Below are 18,546 nucleotides of genomic sequence, written 5' to 3' on the forward strand. Positions count from 1 at the left end.
CGCACCTGCAATGTGGAGCTACTCCTCATTGAAGGAGGCTGAACCTGCCCGAGACGATTCGCCCTGGCACGGGCGTACTACCCGGATTTGTGGGCGCAATACGGGTACCGGCGGTTGCCGAATATGCCAGCGATGAAGGGTGACGTAGTGCACGGGGCACTGCAGACCATCGTCGCACTAGTTGCGGCGGGTTGCGTCTCGCCGCGGACCGCCGCGCCGCCACGACGCTGCGAGATCTCGGCGGCTATACGGCTGTTGCGCAGCGCATCCTCGAAAAACATCTACGACGACTAGATGGCAACCCTCGGATCAGCGCGGATCGGCGGGAGCAGGTCGACCGAACCCTCTCAGACTGGCTGCCGGAGGCGCGAGAACAGATCCAGAGTTACTTAAACCGTATGACGCTGCACCCGCATCCCACGTCAGCGTCGGCCGATGCGCCGACCAGCCAACGTGCGAAGCGCTACGCGGTCCGCGGAGGCACCCACTCCGAACGCGAACTGGTGGCCGTGAACCTGCGCGTAAAAGGTCGCGTCGACGTGCTGAGCGTCGACGCCGACGGCGCGGAGATCACAGACTCCAAGACGGGCGCCGAGGCCCCGGCGCACCGCGACCAGCTCCGGCTTTATGCGCTGTTGTGGACGGATGATAGCGAGAGCAATCCCGACGCTCTCCCCGTGACCGCGCTGGTTGCCGCCTACCCGCATCGGGATGTGGTGGTCGCCGTCCCAACAGAAGTAGAACTTGCGAAATTCCGCGCGGAGGTGACCACCAGGGTCGGTCGCGCCGACGCGATGGTGGACGCTTACCGGCCGGCGGCCGTTGTGGGGGAGCAGTGCGGCACGTGCGACGTGCGCGGCATCTGCGACGCGTACTGGGAACGTGGCACCTTCAACACCATAGATGTTGCTGACGGCGACTGGTACGACGTGGAAGGGACGGTGCTGCGCGAGCACGGCGTGAAAAGTTGGGTGCTGCGGGAGAGGCGCACTGGCAGCGATCTGCTCTTGCGTACGCCCCGCCCGTCGTTCACTTTGCCAGTCGGTGAGCGGGTGAGAATTCTGGGTGTGAAACGCACCATCGACCCTGATGAGCCAGATGCCTTGATTGCCTCAATGACCAGCAGTTCCGAGATCATACCGATGGTGTTGCTGTAGTCAGGCTTACTGGGTAGTCGCCGGCGGGGTGTACTCGGACGGCGCATCTTCGATGTCGGGAAGTGACACGCGCGCGCCGTGCCGGAGAGGGCGCACTAAGCGGTGTGCGCGCATCGACTCAGCGACAGCGGCTTGACCGGCACGGCGATGCCCCCAGCGTTCGAACCACCACTGCGCCACCGCGGCTGGCGCGTCCACCTGCTCGGGGTCCACGAGATAACGGGGTTCCGTGTCGATGCCGAGCGAGTAGTCACGTAGATTCTCGACGAGCCGCACCCCGTACAAGATTCTTTCCCTGCCATGTTTGAGAAGTGCGTTGCTTGACCATCCAAGCGCAGCAAGGCCAAGCCGAACCTTCCGCAGCCGCGGGCTGACACCCTCACCGAACAGGCTGTTGACTCGAACTGTTGCGCCTTGCAATCGGGACAGTCGAACGAGCGCGTCGACGGTTTCATCCGTAAATTGCGACGTGCCGAAGGACCGGGAGCGCCCGAGTTGATGAAAGCTGATCTGCTCGCCGCTCGGCCCGCCCATCACCTCGGCTGGCCACCGCAGCCGGTTGTATTGACTGGATCCACTGCCGTACAGCGAGGTGGTGCTGATGAAGCAAAGACGCGATTCGCGTTCGAGGCCTCGCCCGGCCACAGCGGACGCAATTTCGCTGGGCCGTGAGTACTTGGCGCGGTAGGCGGAAATCACTTTCGGGGAAACCGCCAACGCTCCGACAAGCTTTCCGGCAGCCAACGCATTGTAGGGCGCCACCGCTCCGCAAACCGTAAGGTCCGCGATCACCGTGCCCACCCTTTCGCCGCGTGCGCGACGCACCAGCCGACGGACCTGCGTCCTCGCCTTGGTGTCCTTCAGCGCCGCGGCGAGACCTGCGGCGGTCGGCGTAGGTTTCAGGTACGGGTGCAGGGCGAGGGCACTCTCCAGGGTGTCCGCAAGCACCGTTGCCCGTTTGCTGCGAAAAAGGGGAGTGAGGGCTCGTTCGGTCCAATCGTCTCGCCCGATTTGTCGTACCTCACGCATCGGCGTGCGGTGGTGCTTCTGCCGGTGTCGTTCAGCGTCGGCGCGCAGCAGCGCGACGGCCTCGGGGGTGGGCTGCTGAAGCGCAGTGGGCTGGAGGACGTCGTCGTTGAGCAGATCCTCGACATAGATCTCGCGGAGTTGCGTTTCGATGCGAGAGGAAAGCCATTGCGCTACCTTCTGCGTTGGCCTTTCGCGGGTCGCCTCGAGGAAAGCGTCAGTGTCCCACCCCATCCACTGGTCGCGTTCGGCGATCTGAACGACTGGACTGGATACAGCGGCGAGCCCGATGACCGCATGGTGCGGGGTGGCGGCATCGCGGACCAGGATCGGCATTGACCGTCCCGGGACGGTGAAGTACGCGTTGGACCAGGTGTGCCGGAAGTACCGCCAGACGTCGTGGAGGGCAAGTCCGGTGTAATCACATTCGCCGCTGTCGACGATCTGCACGTACGGCTGGATCACGGCGCTCGGGTCGTCCGCGGTCTCTAGCGCGTCCGCAAGCTCTCGACCATCACGCATCAGGTTGAAGATCGATACCAGTCCACCCGCATGCTCGCTGGGCTTTTCCATGCGTTCGATGAATCGGCGCACGCTTGATTGGCGGAGCTGGGGGTCACGTCGAAGGTGCTCCTGGCGACGGATGCGGGCCTTCTCCGTCTCGGGATCGGGATGCGGGAGAGGTGGCATGAGCAGCGGCCCGTGCTGGTGCAGCTTGAGTGTCCACCCCTGTTCGACGAGGTCGATGAGGGTGTGCGCAGCCGCGCCGAGCGTGGGGCGATTATAGAGATTGGTGATCTTCGCCTCCACGAACAGGCGCTCTCGGACCACGGGCCGCCGGGGATCCAGGTGGGCGGTGGAGAGCGCCTTGCAGAGACGGAGGAATCCCTCACGTTCAGTTCGTGATGTTCCGGTCGGGAGGGAGATGTTGACGAACTTTGTCTCGTCCTCGTCGGTCATGACTTCTCCAGCATCCGCCCGTATGTGGTGCCCCATTCCCGCAACAGGCTGCGGTAGTCCTCTTGGTGCGGTCCGGCGGCGGCAACGGATCGTGCGAAAGACAGCAGGAGCAGGTCGAGGGCGGTGCGTACCGGCGTGGCGGCATCCCCCATCTCCTGCAGGGGTCGGTACAACGCGGCGTAGCCCGGGTGATCGGTGTTCATTGTGACGTCGAGGAGGCGTTGCCGCAGTGTCAGGTCGAACATCGAGTCTCCGGTCAATTGGTTAGCGCCCAGGCGGTAGCTCAGCGCACCGTGAACACGCCCGTCGGAGCGGATCACGGGCAGATCTGCATCCGCTGCACCGGCGATCCGGCAAGAACTTTGAACAGCGGCCTCGAATTTTACCTCTTCGAATGCCTGCCTCACCCTGGCGTTCAGGATGCGTGCGACAGATTCGAGCTCTGGCTCGAGAGCTTCTCGGAGCGTTGCGCTGGGGCGGATCCCCTGCTTGTTGACGGTGATGCCGAAGTGCTCATCAAGGGCCGGATGGAACTCGATCTCGCATCGCCACCAGTCGTCGTAGTTCTCCTTGCGTTTGCCGCCCATCAGGTGCCAGCCGTTCGCAATCTCTCGCCCCGCGCGGAGGATCGATACGCCGCCGCCGCCTCCGACGATGCCGCGGCGGCGTTTGGTGGTGTTGTCGAGGCTGTGCCACTGCGCGACCGGCAGCATGGTGAAAGTGACCGTGACATTACTGGTCGATTTGGTGTGAGTCGCGATCTCGTACCGGAGCGGTTCGAATGCCAGCCGCGCGGTGTGCCCACTGATTGTCGTCGACCTCATGGTCGGGTCGAACGCCTCGACCTGACTGCCATTGATCCGCAGCGTGAACGTGCCGGTGAGGAAGCGGCGGAACATTCGTCCAAGGTCTTTGTGAAGCGCGCGTTCCAGCCATGCCAGGCGCTGGTACTCGATGCGGTCGCAGTCGTGCCAGACCACTCGGCAGCCCGAGGGCGACTGGCCGACCGCGCCTGGCGCCGGGGTTAGATTGGCGGGGCGGCCGGCCACGACAGCATCGATGTCGAGCGTGACAGACTGCGCGGCAGATCCCGGCCGCCAAGCGGTGACCTCGGTTCGTCGCGCCTGGCTAAGGGACGCGGCGGGAAGCCCCATCCCGAACCTGCCGAAGGAATCGCGTGCGTCGAACCGCGACGAGCCCCCGAAGCGCAGGCATGCTGCCAGTTCTGTTGTGTCCATGCCGCCGCCGTTGTCTTCGATGCTGATCCGGGGCAGGTTGCGGTCCGCGTCCCGGTCGACCCGGATGTCGACCAGCGTCGCGCGCGCCTGTAGGGAGTTGTCGATGAGTTCGGCAAGAGCGCTCGATACGCTCACGTAGCCCGATTCTCGGACGGCGCGGATGAAGTTCGCGGGCACGACAAGGCTGTCATCACGCCGAGGAGTCCGGTCCATGCGGGGGTCCCTTCAGTGTGGAGTGGGGTCCCTTCAGAGTAGCTCGCCGAGGGAGGCCAGCGCAGGCAACGAATCCGTACGACTCACGCGGCATCCGCCAGGGCATCGAGAACTCATGTTGCAATCTACGGAACCCGGTCCCTCACCGGTCCGCACACCTATGGCATGACGGAATGCGGTGCGAGAGTATGGCTCCGCCTTTCCCGCCCACGCCTCGCCGTTGTCGAGCCAACGAAATTGACGCCGTCGTCGCCAAGTTCGGCGACGAACTCCGCGCCAGGCCACCCTCGGCATGGCAGCCATCATTCGGCCCCTCACGGCCTGGCCTGCAGTCCCTCAACAGGCTAAGAGGGGTTCTAAGCTGTCTCGGACTGTCGGGTTGAGCGTCGGCGGCGTGACCGGGGCAAAGAGCGGAGCTAGAGATCGATGTCATATTGATTGGCCGCGTAGTCGCAGATCTCGTAGGTTTCAATGCCCTCCTGTTCAGCAGCGCCGATGGCTTCGTTGAACCGTGAAGAATTCTCCCGTTCGCCAGCGTTGCGCCGTGCGCAGTAGCGAAGTGCACCGAACTTCGCCTAGCACTGCTGGATGCTCTCGCCGGACGCGTATGCGTCGGACGTCGACGTTTCGTCTCAGATCAGGTTGCGTTGAGGCCGAGCGAGCCGTCGAGGTAGTCCTGCGCGGGGGAGGAGAAGCCGGCTGCGGCCGCGTCGCCGACGGTGAGGAAGGCGATGGAGACGGCTTCCTCGGTCGGAGTTGCAATTTGGTCCACGACGTTGACGCTCACATCGCCTTTCGCGGTTCAGTCGAGCATTCGTTCGAATGCGTCCGAGTGCATGCCGACGCTACGTGTTGGTGTGGTAAAAGTCATTAAGTTGCTAGGATACGCGGTCGCTTTCGCCTGCAACTCGAAGGGGCTCACCGGGTCTCGCGTGCGTGCCCGTCTCAGGAAGGCGTCTCGCAGCGGGACGTCTCGCTCTACGTATCGGAGGGAGTTTCCGAGGCGGAGCCGCGCCACGGCGGGTTGTCTGCCGACGCACGAACGGCAGTTCGTTGCGTTCGGGTGCGACTCGACGCGCTCGTCGCCGGAGGGGTGCACCATCGGCAGGTCTCCGGCGAGGCTGCCTCGGGGGAGCAAGATCGCGGTTGAACGATTCGGGAAGACGATGCTCCTCGAAGGAGCCGAGGGCGGACACGCAGTCCTCTTCTGGCCCTTCGACGGGCCAAGCCAATCGTCGACCGCTCCACTTGCTTCTGGGACCAGGCTGAGAAAGCGCGCCTTCAGTCGGCTCTCCTCCTAGGTGGGTCGAGAGCGTCGGCGTTCCCTCGTCCGGAGGCACGCGCCCATCCCGGCAGGCCCCTCCGCCCCCCTACTTCCGCCGGTTCAGCATCTTCGTCCCCACCCCCGCGATCGCAGCGCCCACGATCGGCGCGACAAGGAACACCCACACCTGCCCGAGCGCATCCGGCCCCGCGAAGACCGCGGCGGCGATCGAACGCGCCGGGTTCACCGACGTGTTGCTCACCGGGATGCTGATCAGGTGCACGAGCGTCAGCGTGAAGCCGATGGCCAGCGGCGCGACGGCCTTGTACTCGCTCTTGACGGTGACGGAGAGGATGACGGCGACGAAGACGGCGGTCAGGACGATCTCGGTCAGCATCACCGCGCCGAGGCCGAAGCCGCCGGGGGAGGCGGCGCCGTATCCGTTGGAGGCGAAGCCGGAGTCGCGGGCGGCGGCCAGGTAGCCGGCGGGCCCGTCCGCAGCGACGAGGAAGACCACTGCGGCTCCGACGAGTCCGCCGAGGATCTGGCTGACGATGTAGCCGGGGATGTGCTTCCACTCGGTCCGGCCGGCGATGGCGAGGCCGACGCTGACGGCGGGGTTGAAGTGGCCGCCGGAGATGTGGCCGACGGCGTAGATGCCGGCCATCACGGTCAGGCCGAAGGCGAGGGCGACACCGAGGAAGCCGACTCCGAGCGCGTTGCCGGAGTCGGGGAAGGCGGAGGCGAACACCGCGGTGCCGACGCCGCCGGCGACCAGGAGGAAGGTGCCGAACGCCTCCGACGCGTAGCGCGCTCCGGCCGAGTACTGCTCGGCGTGCTCGGTGCGCTGCTCGCTCGTGGTGCGGCTGGCGGTGTGGGGGCGGACCATGATCGTTCTCTCTCTCGGGTCGGGGGAGTGCCTGCGGAGTCACCGGGCACCGGGACACTCCAGCACCGGGCTGACGGGCCGGAGCATGGTCGCGGAGGGCTCTCAGACTCCGCCGTACGACGGTTCCGTGAGCGGCCTGGAACCACTCGCTCGGCGGCCATCCCGGGCGCCCAGACACAGGTGCCCGTCACCGTAGCGACCGGCCGACGCGTGCACGTCCCAGCACCGGGGACAGGCGGGAAACGGGCTCCAGGTGGCACGTGCACCGCCTCATCCATCTCCCTCTTCTCCTCCGCCCGCCTCCCTGCTACGGTGCTCTGAACCGGTTTACAAAACCGGTTCAGACGCGGCGACGAGCGAAGGAGCTCCCATGGCGGGCAGACCGACGATCCTCGACGTCGCACGCGAGGCCGGCGTGAGCAAGGCCCTCGTCTCGTTCGCTCTCAACGACCGGCCGGGCGTCTCGCCCGACTCCCGCGAGCGGATCCTCCGCGTCGCCGCCGAGCTCGGCTACCGGCCCAGCCTCACGGCCCGCTCCCTCTCCACCAGCGTCTCGTTCGCGGTCGGCCTCGTCGTGGCGCGCGACCCCGAGGTCATCGCGGCCGACCCGTTCTTCCCCTCCTTCATCTCGGGCGTCGAGCGCGTACTCGCCGAGCGCGGCCGCGTGCTGGTGCTCAGCGTCGTCAACCCGGGCGCCTCCGAGGAGGCCGTCTACCGCACGCTCGCTGCCGACCGCCGCGTCGACGGCGTCTTCCTTACCGACCTCCGCAAGGACGACTCCCGCCCGGAACTCCTCACCGAGCTCCAGCTCCCCGCCGTCACTCTCGGCTGCCTCGACGGCTCCACCTCGCCCGCCGTCGTGATGGACGACTCCGCCGGGATCACGGAAGCCGTCAGGCACCTGGCGGGGCTCGGCCACCGCCGCATCGCCCACGTCGCCGGGCCGGACCACCTGCTCCACTCCTCCCGCCGCCGCGACGCCTTCACGAAGGCCTGCACGGAGGCAGGCCTCGAGCCCACCACCCCCCTCGCCACCGACTTCAGCCCGCAGCAGGGCGCCGAGGCCACGGAGCGACTCCTCGATCAAAAGACCCCACCCACCGCCATCGTCTACGCCAACGACCCCATGGCCATCGCCGGCCTCGGCGTCGCGCACACCCGCGGGCTGCGCCTCCCCGACGACCTCTCGGTGACCGGCTTCGACGACTCCGAGATCGCCGCCCACGTCTACCCGTCGCTGACCTCGGCCCGCACGCGCCCCGCGCGCTGGGGCGAGGAGGCCGCCCGCACGCTGCTCGACCTCATCGACTCCGGCAGCGCCCCCGACGTCGACCTCGAGCCCGCCGGGCTCGTGGTGCGCCACTCGACCGCTCCTCCGCGGCCGTCGACCCACTGAAGACGCGTGCGCACCGTCGCGCACGCCGGACAAGGAGAACACCATGGCCCCCTCGACGACGAGACGCTGGCTGACCGGGATCGCCACCGCCTCCCTCGCGACCCTCGCCCTCACCGCCTGCAGCGGCGGCGGCGGAGCGTCGACCGACCTCACCGCCACCGGCCCGATCACCATCTGGTACTCGAACAACGAGCAGGAGGTGCAGTGGGGCAAGGCGATGGTCGACGCCTGGAACGCGGACCACCCGGACGAGGAGATCACCGGACAGGAGATCCCCGCGGGCAAGAGCAGCGAGGAGGTCATCGGAGCCGCGATCACGGCCGGCAACGCGCCGTGCCTCGTCTTCAACACGGCCCCCAGCGCGGTCGGCCAGTTCGAGCGCCAGGGCGGACTCGTCGACCTCTCGAGCTTCGACGGCGGCGCCGACTACATCGAGACCCGCAGCGGCGACCTCGCCGAGCAGTACCAGAACGCCGACGGCGACTACTTCCAGATGCCGTGGAAGAGCAACCCGGTCGTCATCTTCTACAACAAGGACCTCTTCGCGAAGGCGGGACTCGACCCCGAGAACCCGTCGCTGTCGACCTACGACGACTTCCTCGCCACCTCGAAGACGCTGGTCGAGTCCGGAGCCGCGCCCGCCGCGATCCAGCCCGCGCCCACCAGCGAGTTCTTCCAGACCCAGTTCGACTTCATGCCGCTCTACGCCGCGGCCACCGGAGGGACGAGCCTCGTCGAGGACGGCAAGGCCACCTTCGCCGACGACGAGGGCTACGAGGTCGCCGACTTCTGGAAGAGCCTCTACGACCAGGGCCTCGCCGGCCGCGAGCAGTACCAGGGCGACGCCTTCGCCGACGGCCAGGCCGCGATGTCGATCGTCGGCCCGTGGGCGGTCTCGGTCTACGACGACCTGAACTGGGGCTCCGTCTCGGTGCCGACCCCCGACGGCACGCCCGCCGAGGACACCTGGACCTTCAGCGACGCGAAGAACGTCGGCCTCTACTCCGCCTGCGCCAACAAGGGCACGGCCTGGGAGGTGCTGAAGTTCGCGACCAGCGAGGAGCAGGACCGCTCGCTGCTCGAGACCACCGGCCAGATGCCGCTGCGCACCGACCTGCAGACCACCTACGCCGACTACTTCGAGGCGAACCCCGCCTACCAGCGCTTCGGCGACCAGGCGAGCCGCACCATCGAGGTGCCGTCGGGCCCGAACACCGTGCAGATGCTGCAGGCGATCCGCGACGCGTGGGGCAAGACGGTCATCTTCGGCGAGGGCGACGTGAAGACGGCGCTCGACGGAGCGGCCGAGACCGTCACCGGGCTCGCCGGCCAGCAGTGACCCGGCCGTGACCACCCTCACCCGCCGGCCCGCGCCGGCCGGGGCACCGGGGAAGCGGAGCCTCCTGCACCGCGTCCTCGGGCCCCAGCCCCTCGGGCTGCTGTTCGGCAGCCCCTACCTCCTCTTCGTGCTCGCGGTCTTCGCGTTCCCGGTCGTCTACTCGGTCTGGATCGCGTTCCACGATTTCTTCTTCGCGGCCCCTGGCGTGCAGGTGGAGCGGCCGTTCGTCGGCCTCGACAATTTCGTCACGGCGTTCTCGAGCCCGCAGGTCATCCGCTCGTTCGGCAACATCGGGATCTTCCTGGTGATCAACGTGCCGCTGACGGTCGTGCTCTCGCTGCTTCTCGCCGCGGCGCTCGACAAGGTCGTGCACCTGCGGACGTTCCTCCGCGTCAGCTTCTACGTGCCCTACGTCACGGCGAGCGTCGCGGTCGTCGGCGTCTGGCTGTTCCTCTTCAACGGGAACGGGCTGGTCAACAGCCTCCTCGGGCCGCTCGCGCCGAACCCGTCGTGGCTGATCAACGAGCAGCTCGCGATGCCGATCATCGCTCTCTACGTCACCTGGAAGCAGCTCGGGTTCTACATCCTGCTGTACCTGGCGGCGCTGCAGAACGTGCCGAAGGAGCTCTACGAGTCGGCGTCGACCGACGGCGCCGGACGCATCCGCCAGTTCTGGTCGGTGACCGTGCCCAGCGTGCGGCCCGCGACCCTCCTGGTGCTGCTGGTGTCGACCGTCACCGGTGCGAACCTCTTCACCGAGCCCTACCTCCTCACCGGCGGAGGCGGCCCCAACGGCGCGTCCGCCTCGCCCGTGCTGCTGATGTACCAGCTCGGGATCCAGCAGGGGCAGCCCGACGTGGCCTCGGCCATCGGCGTGGTCCTGGTGCTGCTGGTGCTGGTCATCGCCTATCTGCAGAACCGCTTCGCGGGGGAGAGGAACTCATGAGCACCCTGTCCAGTGCCGGAGGCGCCGCCTCGGCCGTGCCCGCCGCCGCAGCCCCGGAGACGGCCCCGCGGAGGCGCCCCGTCGGCTCCAGCCGCGGAGCCGTGATCCTGCGCGGAGTCGTGCTCGCGATCGGCGCGATCGTCTTCCTCTTCCCCTTCTACTACATGATCGTCGGCTCCCTGCAGACGGATCCGGACCCCACGTTGGCGGGAGCGATCCCGGAGCCGGGCAACCTCACGCTCGACAACTACGTCAACGTGAACGAGCGGATCAGCCTGCTCACCGGACTGGTCAACTCCGGGATCTTCACCGGCGGCGTGCTGCTGTGCACGGTGTTCTTCGGCGTCCTCGCCGGCTACGCGCTCGCGATGCTGCAGTGGCGGGGGCGCAACGCGGTGTTCGCGCTGGCCCTGCTGGTGCAGGTCATCCCGTTCCAGCTGCTGCAGATCCCGCTCTACGTGCTGATCGCGCGCGACTACGGACTCGCGGACAGCCACCTCGGGATGATCCTGCCGTTCGCCATCAACTCGACGGCGGTGATCATCTTCCGGCAGTACTTCCTGCAGCTCCCCAAGGAGTTGTTCGAGGCGGCCCGGATCGACGGCGCCGGCGAGCTGAAGCTGCTGTGGACCATCGCGCTCCCGCTGGTGCGGCCCGCGCTGGTGACCGCCGTGCTGCTGACCTTCATCGGCCCCTGGAACGAGTTCCTCTGGCCGTTCCTCATCACCAAGGACGCGTCGCTGCAGCCGCTCGCCGTGTCCCTGGCCAACTACATCTCGAACGTGGCGTCGTCGACCGACAACCCGTTCGGGGCGATCCTCGCGGGAGCCGTCGTGCTCGCCGCGCCCGTCGTGGTGCTGTTCATCGTGTTCCAGCGCTACTTCGTCTCGACCGATCTCGGATCCGGAGTGAAAGGCTGACCATGTCTCCCACCCTCACCACTGTCCCCTACCGTCTCGAGCGCGTCGGCGTCGTGATGGAGCCCGCCCCGGGCGACGCCCTCGAAGCCGAAGGTGTGCTCAACCCCGGCAGCGGCCGCGGACCCGACGGCGAGCTCTACCTCCTGCCCCGGATGGTCGCCGCCGGCAACGTCTCGCGAGTGGGCCTCGCCCGCGTGGTCGTCGAGGGCGGCGTGCCCGTCGGAGTCGAGCGCGAGGGCGTCGTGCTCGCGCCCGACCGCGGCTTCGAGCGCGGCGCGCACAACGCCGGTGTGGAGGATCCGCGGATCACCTTCATCGAGGCGCTCGGCCTGCACGTGATGACGTACGTCGCCTACGGGCCGCTCGGGCCCCGGACGGCGCTCGCCGTGTCCGAGGACCTCCGCGACTGGAGGCGCCTGGGCCCGGTGACCTTCGCCTACGACGACGCTCTCGACATCGACCTGGGCCTGTTCCACAACAAGGACTGCGTGTTCTTCCCCGAGATCGTCGCCGCACCGGACGGCACCCGCTCGTTCGCGGTGCTGCACCGGCCGATGTGGGACCTCGGCGAGACGCGGCCGGGCGAGGGCGTGCGCCTCCCGGCCGGGATCGAGGACCCGCGGCAGAGCATCTGGATCAGCTACGTGCCGGTGGACGAGGTCGACCGCGACCTGGCGAGCCTCACGCGCTGGACGCGGCACCGGTTCCTCGCGGGCCCCGAGTTCCCGTTCGAGGAGCTGAAGGTCGGCGGCGGCCCCGCGCCGCTGCGCGTGCCCGAGGGGTGGCTGCTGATCCACCACGGGGTGACCGGAGTGATCGACAGCGCCTTCGCGCAGCAGCAGCACGTGAACTACTCGGCCGGAGCGATCCTCCTCGACGGCGACGACCCCTCGCGGGTGATCGCGCGCACCGCCGAGCCGCTGCTCGAGGCCGAGACGGAGGAGGAGCGCAGCGGGATCGTCCCGAACGTCGTCTTCCCGACGGCGATCGAGGAGATCGACGGGCAGCACTACGTCTTCTACGGCATGGCCGACTCGAAGATCGGCGCGGCCCGCCTCGTCCGCACAGACGGCTGACTCCGCTGATCGAGTCCACCGGCGCCTCCCGCTGATCGAGCCGCCCGCATCGCGGGCCTATCGAGATCCGCCCCCGCACCCCACCCAAGGAGAGTTCGATGACGAACACGCTCACCAGATCGGCGGCCGTGCTGGCCGCCGCCGCCCTCACCGTCGGGGGCCTCGCCCTCGGCGCGACCTCCGCGCAGGCGGCCGAGCCGCTGACGAACACGGCGCACCTCGACTTCCTCCTCGACACCGCCACTCCGGTGCCCGAGCCCGGCCACACCACCTACCGGCTCGACGAGGAGCCGACCCTGGTGATGCCGTGGACCTACGCCGACGCCCGCGACGGCGGCGCCTTCGAGCGCGTGGGCGGCGGCCGCCTCGATCCGGCCACCGGCGACTACGAGCAGGGTGCTTTCAACACCGACGACATCTCGCGTGCCGCGGTCGTCTACCTCCGCCACTGGCAGCAGACCGGCTCGACAGAGAGCCGCGAGAAGGCCTTCGAGACGCTCCGCGCCCTCGCCTACTTCCAGACCACCGAGGGCGACGACGCCGGGAACGTGGTGCTCTGGATGCAGACCGACGGGGAGCTCAATGCGAGCGCCGAGCCGGTCGAGCTGCCGGATCCGAGCGACTCCGAGGACAGCTACTGGCTCGCCCGCACGCTCTGGGCGCTCGGCGAGGGCTACGCGGCGTTCCGCGACACGGATCCGGAGTTCGCCGCCTTCCTGCAGGAGCGGCTGCGCCTCGGCGTCGCGGCGGTCGACCGCGAGGTGCTCACCCGCTACGGCGAGTACGCGCAGGCCGACGGCGTGCAGGTGCCGGCCTGGCTGATCGTCGACGGCGCCGACGCCACCTCGGAGGCGCTGCTCGGCCTCTCCGCCTACCTCGAGGCCGCCCCCGACGACTCCGCGGTGCGCACGAGCACGGCCCAGCTCGCCGAGGGCGTCGCCGCCTACGCCCGCACCACGACGACGGAGGCGGACACCACCGCCTGGCCGTACGGCGCGATCCTGCCGTGGACGAAGTCGCGCACGCTCTGGCACTCCTGGTCGTCGCAGATGGCCGGGGGACTCGCCGCCTCGTCCGCGGCGCTCGACGACTCCTCCCTCCTCGAGCCCGCGCTCGTCGACGGCGCCCGCTTCGCTCCGGAGCTGCTCACCGCCGGCGGCCCCGACAACGGCTGGAACCCGACTCCGACCGACCGCGTGCAGATCGCCTACGGAGCCGATTCCCGCCTGCAGAACTCGCTCGCCCTGGCCGACGCCACCGGCTCCAGCGCCTTCACCGACCTCGCGGCCGTGCAGGGCGCCTGGTTCTTCGGCCTGAACCGCAGCCTCGCCCCGGTCTACGACCCGGCCACCGGAGTCGTCTTCGACGGCGTCCAGGCCGACGGGTCCGTCAACCGCAACAGCGGAGCCGAGAGCACCATCCACGGCCTGCTGGCGATGCTGGCGCTCGACGCACACCCGGACGTCGCCGACCGCGCCCGCTCCGTCGCCACCGAGCGCTCGCGCGACGGGCTGACGCTGGTCGAGGCGGAGAGCGCGCGCGGCGGCACCGTCGTGACGCCCGAGTCGTCCTGGACCGGGGAGGCCGGCTGGAGCGGCTCGTACCTCTCGCTGACCGACCCGCGCCGCGCGGTGTCGATCCCGATCTGCTCGTCCACGCAGGACCGCGTGGTGGAGGCCGTCATCGACCAGCCGCAGCGCGGCACGGAGCGCACGCCGCTGAGCGTCTGGACGTCCGGCAAGCGCCCGCTCGACCTGCTCCGCTCGACCGTCGGGTCGCAGGGGATGACGGAGGCGTCGGGCGCGCTGCTCCCGGAGAAGCTCCGCCGCACCGTGCCGGCCGGCTCGTCGAGCGTCGAGGTCCGCCCGCTGAGCGGTCAGACGCGCCTCGATGCGCTGCTGGTGCGCCCGCTGGTGACGCGCCTCGTGGTCGGAGGAGAGGGCGGCCGCACCGAGCTGATCCGCAACTCCACCGACGGCGTGCGCACCACGGCGATCGGCGTCTCGGGCGGCTCCGGCACGCTGCGCGTCTACTCGCAGGACGGCGCGCTCGTGAGCGAGACGTCGCCGTCCGGAGCCGTCTCCGTGCAGCTGCCCGCGCAGGGCTTCGCGGTGCTGGTGGGCTGAGGGCGGCCCTGCTGGTCGAGTAGCCGCTACTCGATCGGCAGGGGGCGATGAGTCCACAGAAGTCGCGGTACTCGCGTTCGAGTACCGCGACTTCTGCGTTCTCGCGGGGGCGAGGGCGGCGGGGAGGCGCGCGGCTGGGCGCGGACCATCAATTCGATGAGAGCGCTCTCTCGAAAACGCTTGACCTCTCCGAGGGGGCGTGCGTAAGCTCGCCGCACACCTCGTGAGAGCGCTCTCACATACGCGGAACAGCACGCGTGAGAGCGCTCGCAGGGGTGCCCCACCACCATCACGAAGGAGTGACCGTGCCCTATTCACGACGCACCAGGATCGCCGCGGCGATCGCCGGCGCCTCGGCCCTCGCCCTGATCGTCACCGGATGCTCGTCGGGATCCGACGCCTCCGAGGGCGGCGAGATCGAGCTGACCGTCACCACGTTCAACGCCATGGGCTTCGACGAGCTCTACGGCGAGTACGAGGACGCCAACCCGGGTATCACCATCGTCCCGAACAACATCGACACCGGCGGCAACGCGCGGACCGACGCGTTCACCAAGCTCGCCGCCGGCTCCGGGCTCGCCGACGTCGTCGCCATCGAGGAGGGCTGGCTCGGCTCCGTCATGGAGGTCTCGGACCAGTTCGTCGACCTGCGCGACCACGGCATCGAGGACCGCAAGGCCGACTGGGTCGACTGGAAGTACGAGCAGGCGACCGACCCCGAGGGACGCGTCATCGGCTACGGCACCGACATCGGACCCGAGGGCCTCTGCTACAACACGGCCGCCTTCGAGGCCGCCGGCATGCCCACCGACCGCGCCGCCGTCGCCGAGATGCTCGGCGGACCGGACGCGACCTGGGACGACTACTTCGCCGCCGGTCAGAAGTACCACGACGCCACCGGCAAGGCCTGGTTCGACCACTCCGGATTCGTCTGGAACGCCATGGTCAACCAGCTGCCCGAGGGGTACTACACCTCCGACGGCGAGCTGAACGTCGAGGGCAACCCGGAGCTCGAGGAGCGCTGGGGCCAGCTGACCGACGCCACCGCCTCCGGCCTCTCGGCCGCGCAGAAGGCGTGGGACTGGAACAAGGGCAAGTCGTTCACCGACCAGACCTTCGCCACCTTCGTCTGCCCGGGCTGGATGTTCGGCACGCTGAAGAGCAACGTCGAGGCCGGCGGCGGGAACGCCGAGGCCACCGGCTGGGACTTCGCCGACGTCTTCCCCGGCGGCCCCGCCAACTGGGGCGGCTCGTTCCTCTCCGTCCCGACCCAGTCGAAGCACCCCGCCGAGGCCGCCGCGCTGGCGTCGTGGCTCAGCGAGCCGGAGCAGCAGCTGAAGGCGTTCGAGGCGGCCGGACCGTTCCCGAGCACCCTCGACGCGCAGAAGGAGCTCGCCTCCGCGGCCGCTCCCGACCCCGGCATGAACGACTCCCCGACCGGCGCGATCCTCGCGCAGCGCGCCGAGGGCGTCGTCGCCCAGTACAAGGGCCCGGACGACTCGCTGATCCAGGAGAACGTCTTCGGACCGGTCCTGCAGAAGGTCGACCGCGGCGAGATCGACGGCAAGGAGGGCTGGAACGAGGCGCTCCAGCTCCTCGGCGAGCTCGTCGACTGATCCGGTCGGGCCGACGCCCGGGGGCTGACCCCTCCGGGACGAGGCCCCACCATCACGGGAGGTCCGGCCGCCACCGGACCTCCCGGTCCCCGTGCGGCCGGGCCGCCCGCATCCCGGGCCACCTCGCCGCACGGGAGAAACGCTGCCGCCCGCCGGCCGAGGCCTCTCCGGCCCCGCCGCCCGCGACTCCTCCCGGCCGGCCCCGCCGCACGAGAGACTCCGGCCCCGCCGCATCCCCTCCGACTCCGACTCGACCTCGAAGAGAGCGCCATGACGAGCACACTCACCCCGCCGACCACGGCGACGCCCCCCGCGGGGAAGCGGCGCCCGGCGCCCCGACTCCCGCTGACCTTCCGCCAGCGCGCGAGCCGCTTCGACGTGAAGGCCTCGCCCTACCTCTACATCTCGCCGTTCTTCCTGCTCTTCGCGCTCACCGGAGCGTTCCCGCTGGTCTACACGCTCGTCGTGTCGCTCTACGACTGGCAGCTGCTGCAGGGCCAGGGCGACTTCGTCGGGTTCGCGAACTTCGCGGCCGTGCTCGGCGACCGCTTCTTCTGGAACTCGATCGTCAACACGCTGAGCATCTTCCTGCTCTCCACGATCCCGCAGCTCGCCGTCGCGCTGCTGCTCGCGGCCGCCCTCGACCAGGCGCTGCGGGCCAGCACCTTCTGGCGGATGAGCGTCCTGCTGCCGTACATCGTCTCGCCGGTCGCGGTCGCGCTGATCTTCTCGAGCGTCTTCAGCGACCAGGAGGGCCTGATCAACAATCTGATCGGCCTCGTGGGCATCAGCCCGATCGAGTGGACGAACGACCGCCTCGCCAGCCACGTCGCGATCGCGACGATGGTCAACTGGCGCTGGACCGGCTACAACGCCCTCATCCTCCTCGCCGCCATGCAGGCCGTGCCGCGCGAGCTGCACGAGTCGGCCGCGATCGACGGAGCGAACGCGTTCCGCCGCTTCCGCTCGATCACGATCCCCAGCATCCGGCCGACCCTGATCTTCGTGATCATCACCGCCACCATCGGCGGCCTGCAGATCTTCGCGGAGCCGCGCCTGTTCGACGTGTCGAACGCCGGCGGCATCGGCGGCTCGGACCGGCAGTTCCAGACCACCGTCCTCTACCTCTGGGAGATGGCGTTCTTCCGCCAGAACTTCGGCGAGGCGGCCGCGATCGCGTGGCTGCTGTTCCTCCTGATCGTGCTGATCGGCCTGCTGAACTTCGCGATCTCGCGGCGGATCGCCTCCGTCGAGAACCGGATCTCGCAGCGCTCGAAGCGCCGTTCCGCCCGCCCCGCGACCGCCGACGAGATCGCCGCCGCGGACCCCCTGCTCACCACCACCGGCCTCGGCCAGAACGAGAGCGAGCGATGACCGCCCCCGCCACCTCCGCCGCCTTCCCGGTGCGCCGCGTCCGCGCCTCCCGCGCCGGCCGCGTCGACCGGCCCGGCTTCCTCACGTACGGGCTGCTGAGCGCCTTCATCCTCGGCTCGACCTACCCGCTGTGGTGGTCGTTCGTCGTGGCGAGCGGCTCGAACGCGACCCGCAGCGAGACCCTGCCGCTCGTCCCGGGCGGCAACTTCCTCGCCAACGCCTCGCAGGTGCTGACGGCGATCCCGTTCTGGACGGCTCTGCTGAACAGCGTCATCGTCTCGGGGATCATCACGCTGTCGGTCGTGTCGTTCTCGACGCTCGCCGGCTACGCCTTCGCGAAGCTGCGGTTCCGCGGGCGCGACGGCCTGATGATCGGAGTCGTCGCGACCATGGCGATCCCGACGCAGCTGGGCATCATCCCGCTGTTCATCCTGATGCGGCAGCTCGGCTGGACCGGCTCGCTCGGCGCCGTGATCGTGCCGACGCTGGTCACCGCGTTCGGCGTCTTCTTCATGCGGCAGTACCTGGTCGACGTGATCCCGGACGAGCTGATCGAGGCGGCGCGCGTGGACGGAGCGAACCAGTTCCGGACGTTCCTCACCGTCGCGGTCCCTGCCGCGCGACCGGCGATGGCGATCCTCGGGCTCTTCACGTTCATGATGGCCTGGACCGACTTCCTCTGGCCGCTGATCGTCCTCAGCCCCACGAACCCGACCCTGCAGACGGCGCTCGCGCAGCTGCAGTCGGGCTACTACGTCGACTACTCGATCGTGCTGGCCGGCGCCGTGCTCTCGGTGATCCCGCTGCTGGTGCTGTTCCTCCTCGCCGGACGCCAGCTCATCGCAGGCATCATGAGCGGAGCGGTGAAGGGCTGAGGCCCGGAGACTCCCGCGGGACCGGGTCGGGGGACATCGGACCGCGGGAGTCTCCGGGCCTCAGCCCTTCACCGCTCCGCTCATGATGCCTGCGATGAGCTGGCGTCCGGCGAGGAGGAACAGCACCAGCA

Annotated in this window: 14 protein-coding genes; 10 read left to right on the forward strand and 4 right to left on the reverse strand. The window is 68.9% G+C overall.

Annotation, left to right across the window (positions count from 1 at the left end; all coding sequences use genetic code 11):
- The first annotated feature begins 191 nt into the window (after positions 1–191).
- Positions 192–1,157, forward strand: coding sequence for a PD-(D/E)XK nuclease family protein (locus C5C57_RS14460; RefSeq protein WP_104247210.1), 966 nt, complete (start codon positions 192–194; stop codon positions 1,155–1,157).
- Positions 1,158–1,163: 6 nt separating this feature from the next.
- Here C5C57_RS14460 and C5C57_RS14465 read toward each other — a convergent pair whose 3' ends face one another.
- The 4 genes from C5C57_RS14465 to aqpZ all read right to left on the reverse strand — a co-directional run bounded on the left by C5C57_RS14465 (position 1,164) and on the right by aqpZ (position 6,747).
- Positions 1,164–3,143, reverse strand: coding sequence for a Druantia anti-phage system protein DruA (locus C5C57_RS14465; RefSeq protein WP_219815087.1), 1,980 nt, complete (start codon positions 3,141–3,143; stop codon positions 1,164–1,166).
- Positions 3,140–4,558 (reverse strand): ATP-binding protein, encoded by a 1,419-nt coding sequence (locus C5C57_RS14470; RefSeq protein ID WP_219827758.1) that lies wholly within the window; start codon positions 4,556–4,558, stop codon positions 3,140–3,142. The genes C5C57_RS14465 and C5C57_RS14470 overlap by 4 nt, the downstream gene beginning before the upstream one ends.
- A 673-nt stretch (positions 4,559–5,231) precedes the next feature.
- Entirely contained in the window at positions 5,232–5,366 is a 135-nt protein-coding gene (locus C5C57_RS18530) for a hypothetical protein (protein WP_258072754.1), read from the reverse strand.
- A gap of 598 nt (positions 5,367–5,964) precedes the next feature.
- Positions 5,965–6,747 carry an aquaporin Z gene (aqpZ, locus tag C5C57_RS14475; RefSeq protein WP_104247213.1) on the reverse strand — a complete coding sequence of 261 codons (783 nt, stop codon included), beginning with the start codon at positions 6,745–6,747 and terminating at the stop codon, positions 5,965–5,967.
- Between the two features lie 370 nt (positions 6,748–7,117).
- On the opposite strand from aqpZ, the gene C5C57_RS14480 reads away from it, so the two are divergent.
- From C5C57_RS14480 to C5C57_RS14520, 9 genes are all read left to right on the forward strand, one after another.
- On the forward strand, positions 7,118–8,143 hold the full coding sequence (locus C5C57_RS14480) for a LacI family DNA-binding transcriptional regulator (RefSeq protein ID WP_104247214.1): 1,026 nt from the start codon (positions 7,118–7,120) through the stop codon (positions 8,141–8,143).
- A 43-nt stretch (positions 8,144–8,186) separates the two neighbouring features.
- On the forward strand, positions 8,187–9,482 hold the full coding sequence (locus tag C5C57_RS14485; RefSeq protein ID WP_104247215.1) for an extracellular solute-binding protein: 1,296 nt from the start codon (positions 8,187–8,189) through the stop codon (positions 9,480–9,482).
- Between the two features lie 7 nt (positions 9,483–9,489).
- Positions 9,490–10,428 (forward strand): carbohydrate ABC transporter permease, encoded by a 939-nt coding sequence (locus C5C57_RS14490; RefSeq protein WP_104223956.1) that lies wholly within the window; start codon positions 9,490–9,492, stop codon positions 10,426–10,428.
- Positions 10,425–11,348, forward strand: coding sequence for a carbohydrate ABC transporter permease (locus C5C57_RS14495; protein ID WP_104247216.1), 924 nt, complete (start codon positions 10,425–10,427; stop codon positions 11,346–11,348). The genes C5C57_RS14490 and C5C57_RS14495 overlap by 4 nt, the downstream gene beginning before the upstream one ends.
- 2 nt (positions 11,349–11,350) lie before the next feature.
- Positions 11,351–12,424, forward strand: coding sequence for a glycosidase (locus C5C57_RS14500; protein ID WP_104247217.1), 1,074 nt, complete (start codon positions 11,351–11,353; stop codon positions 12,422–12,424).
- A 98-nt stretch (positions 12,425–12,522) separates the two neighbouring features.
- A complete protein-coding gene (locus C5C57_RS14505; protein WP_104247218.1) occupies positions 12,523–14,550 on the forward strand; it encodes a hypothetical protein in 2,028 nt (675 codons plus the stop codon).
- A 305-nt stretch (positions 14,551–14,855) separates the two neighbouring features.
- On the forward strand, positions 14,856–16,166 hold the full coding sequence (locus C5C57_RS14510) for an ABC transporter substrate-binding protein (RefSeq protein ID WP_104224001.1): 1,311 nt from the start codon (positions 14,856–14,858) through the stop codon (positions 16,164–16,166).
- Between the two features lie 270 nt (positions 16,167–16,436).
- Positions 16,437–17,540, forward strand: coding sequence for a carbohydrate ABC transporter permease (locus C5C57_RS14515; RefSeq protein ID WP_104247219.1), 1,104 nt, complete (start codon positions 16,437–16,439; stop codon positions 17,538–17,540).
- The gene (locus C5C57_RS14520; RefSeq protein WP_104223961.1) at positions 17,537–18,415 is read left to right on the forward strand and encodes a carbohydrate ABC transporter permease; all 879 of its coding nucleotides are present in this window, start codon (positions 17,537–17,539) and stop codon (positions 18,413–18,415) included. Before C5C57_RS14515 ends, C5C57_RS14520 begins: the two co-directional genes overlap by 4 nt.
- Positions 18,416–18,546 lie beyond the last annotated feature (131 nt).

Source organism: Rathayibacter sp. AY1C5, assembly GCF_002931705.1.
Taxonomy (GTDB): Bacteria; Actinomycetota; Actinomycetes; order Actinomycetales; family Microbacteriaceae; genus Rathayibacter.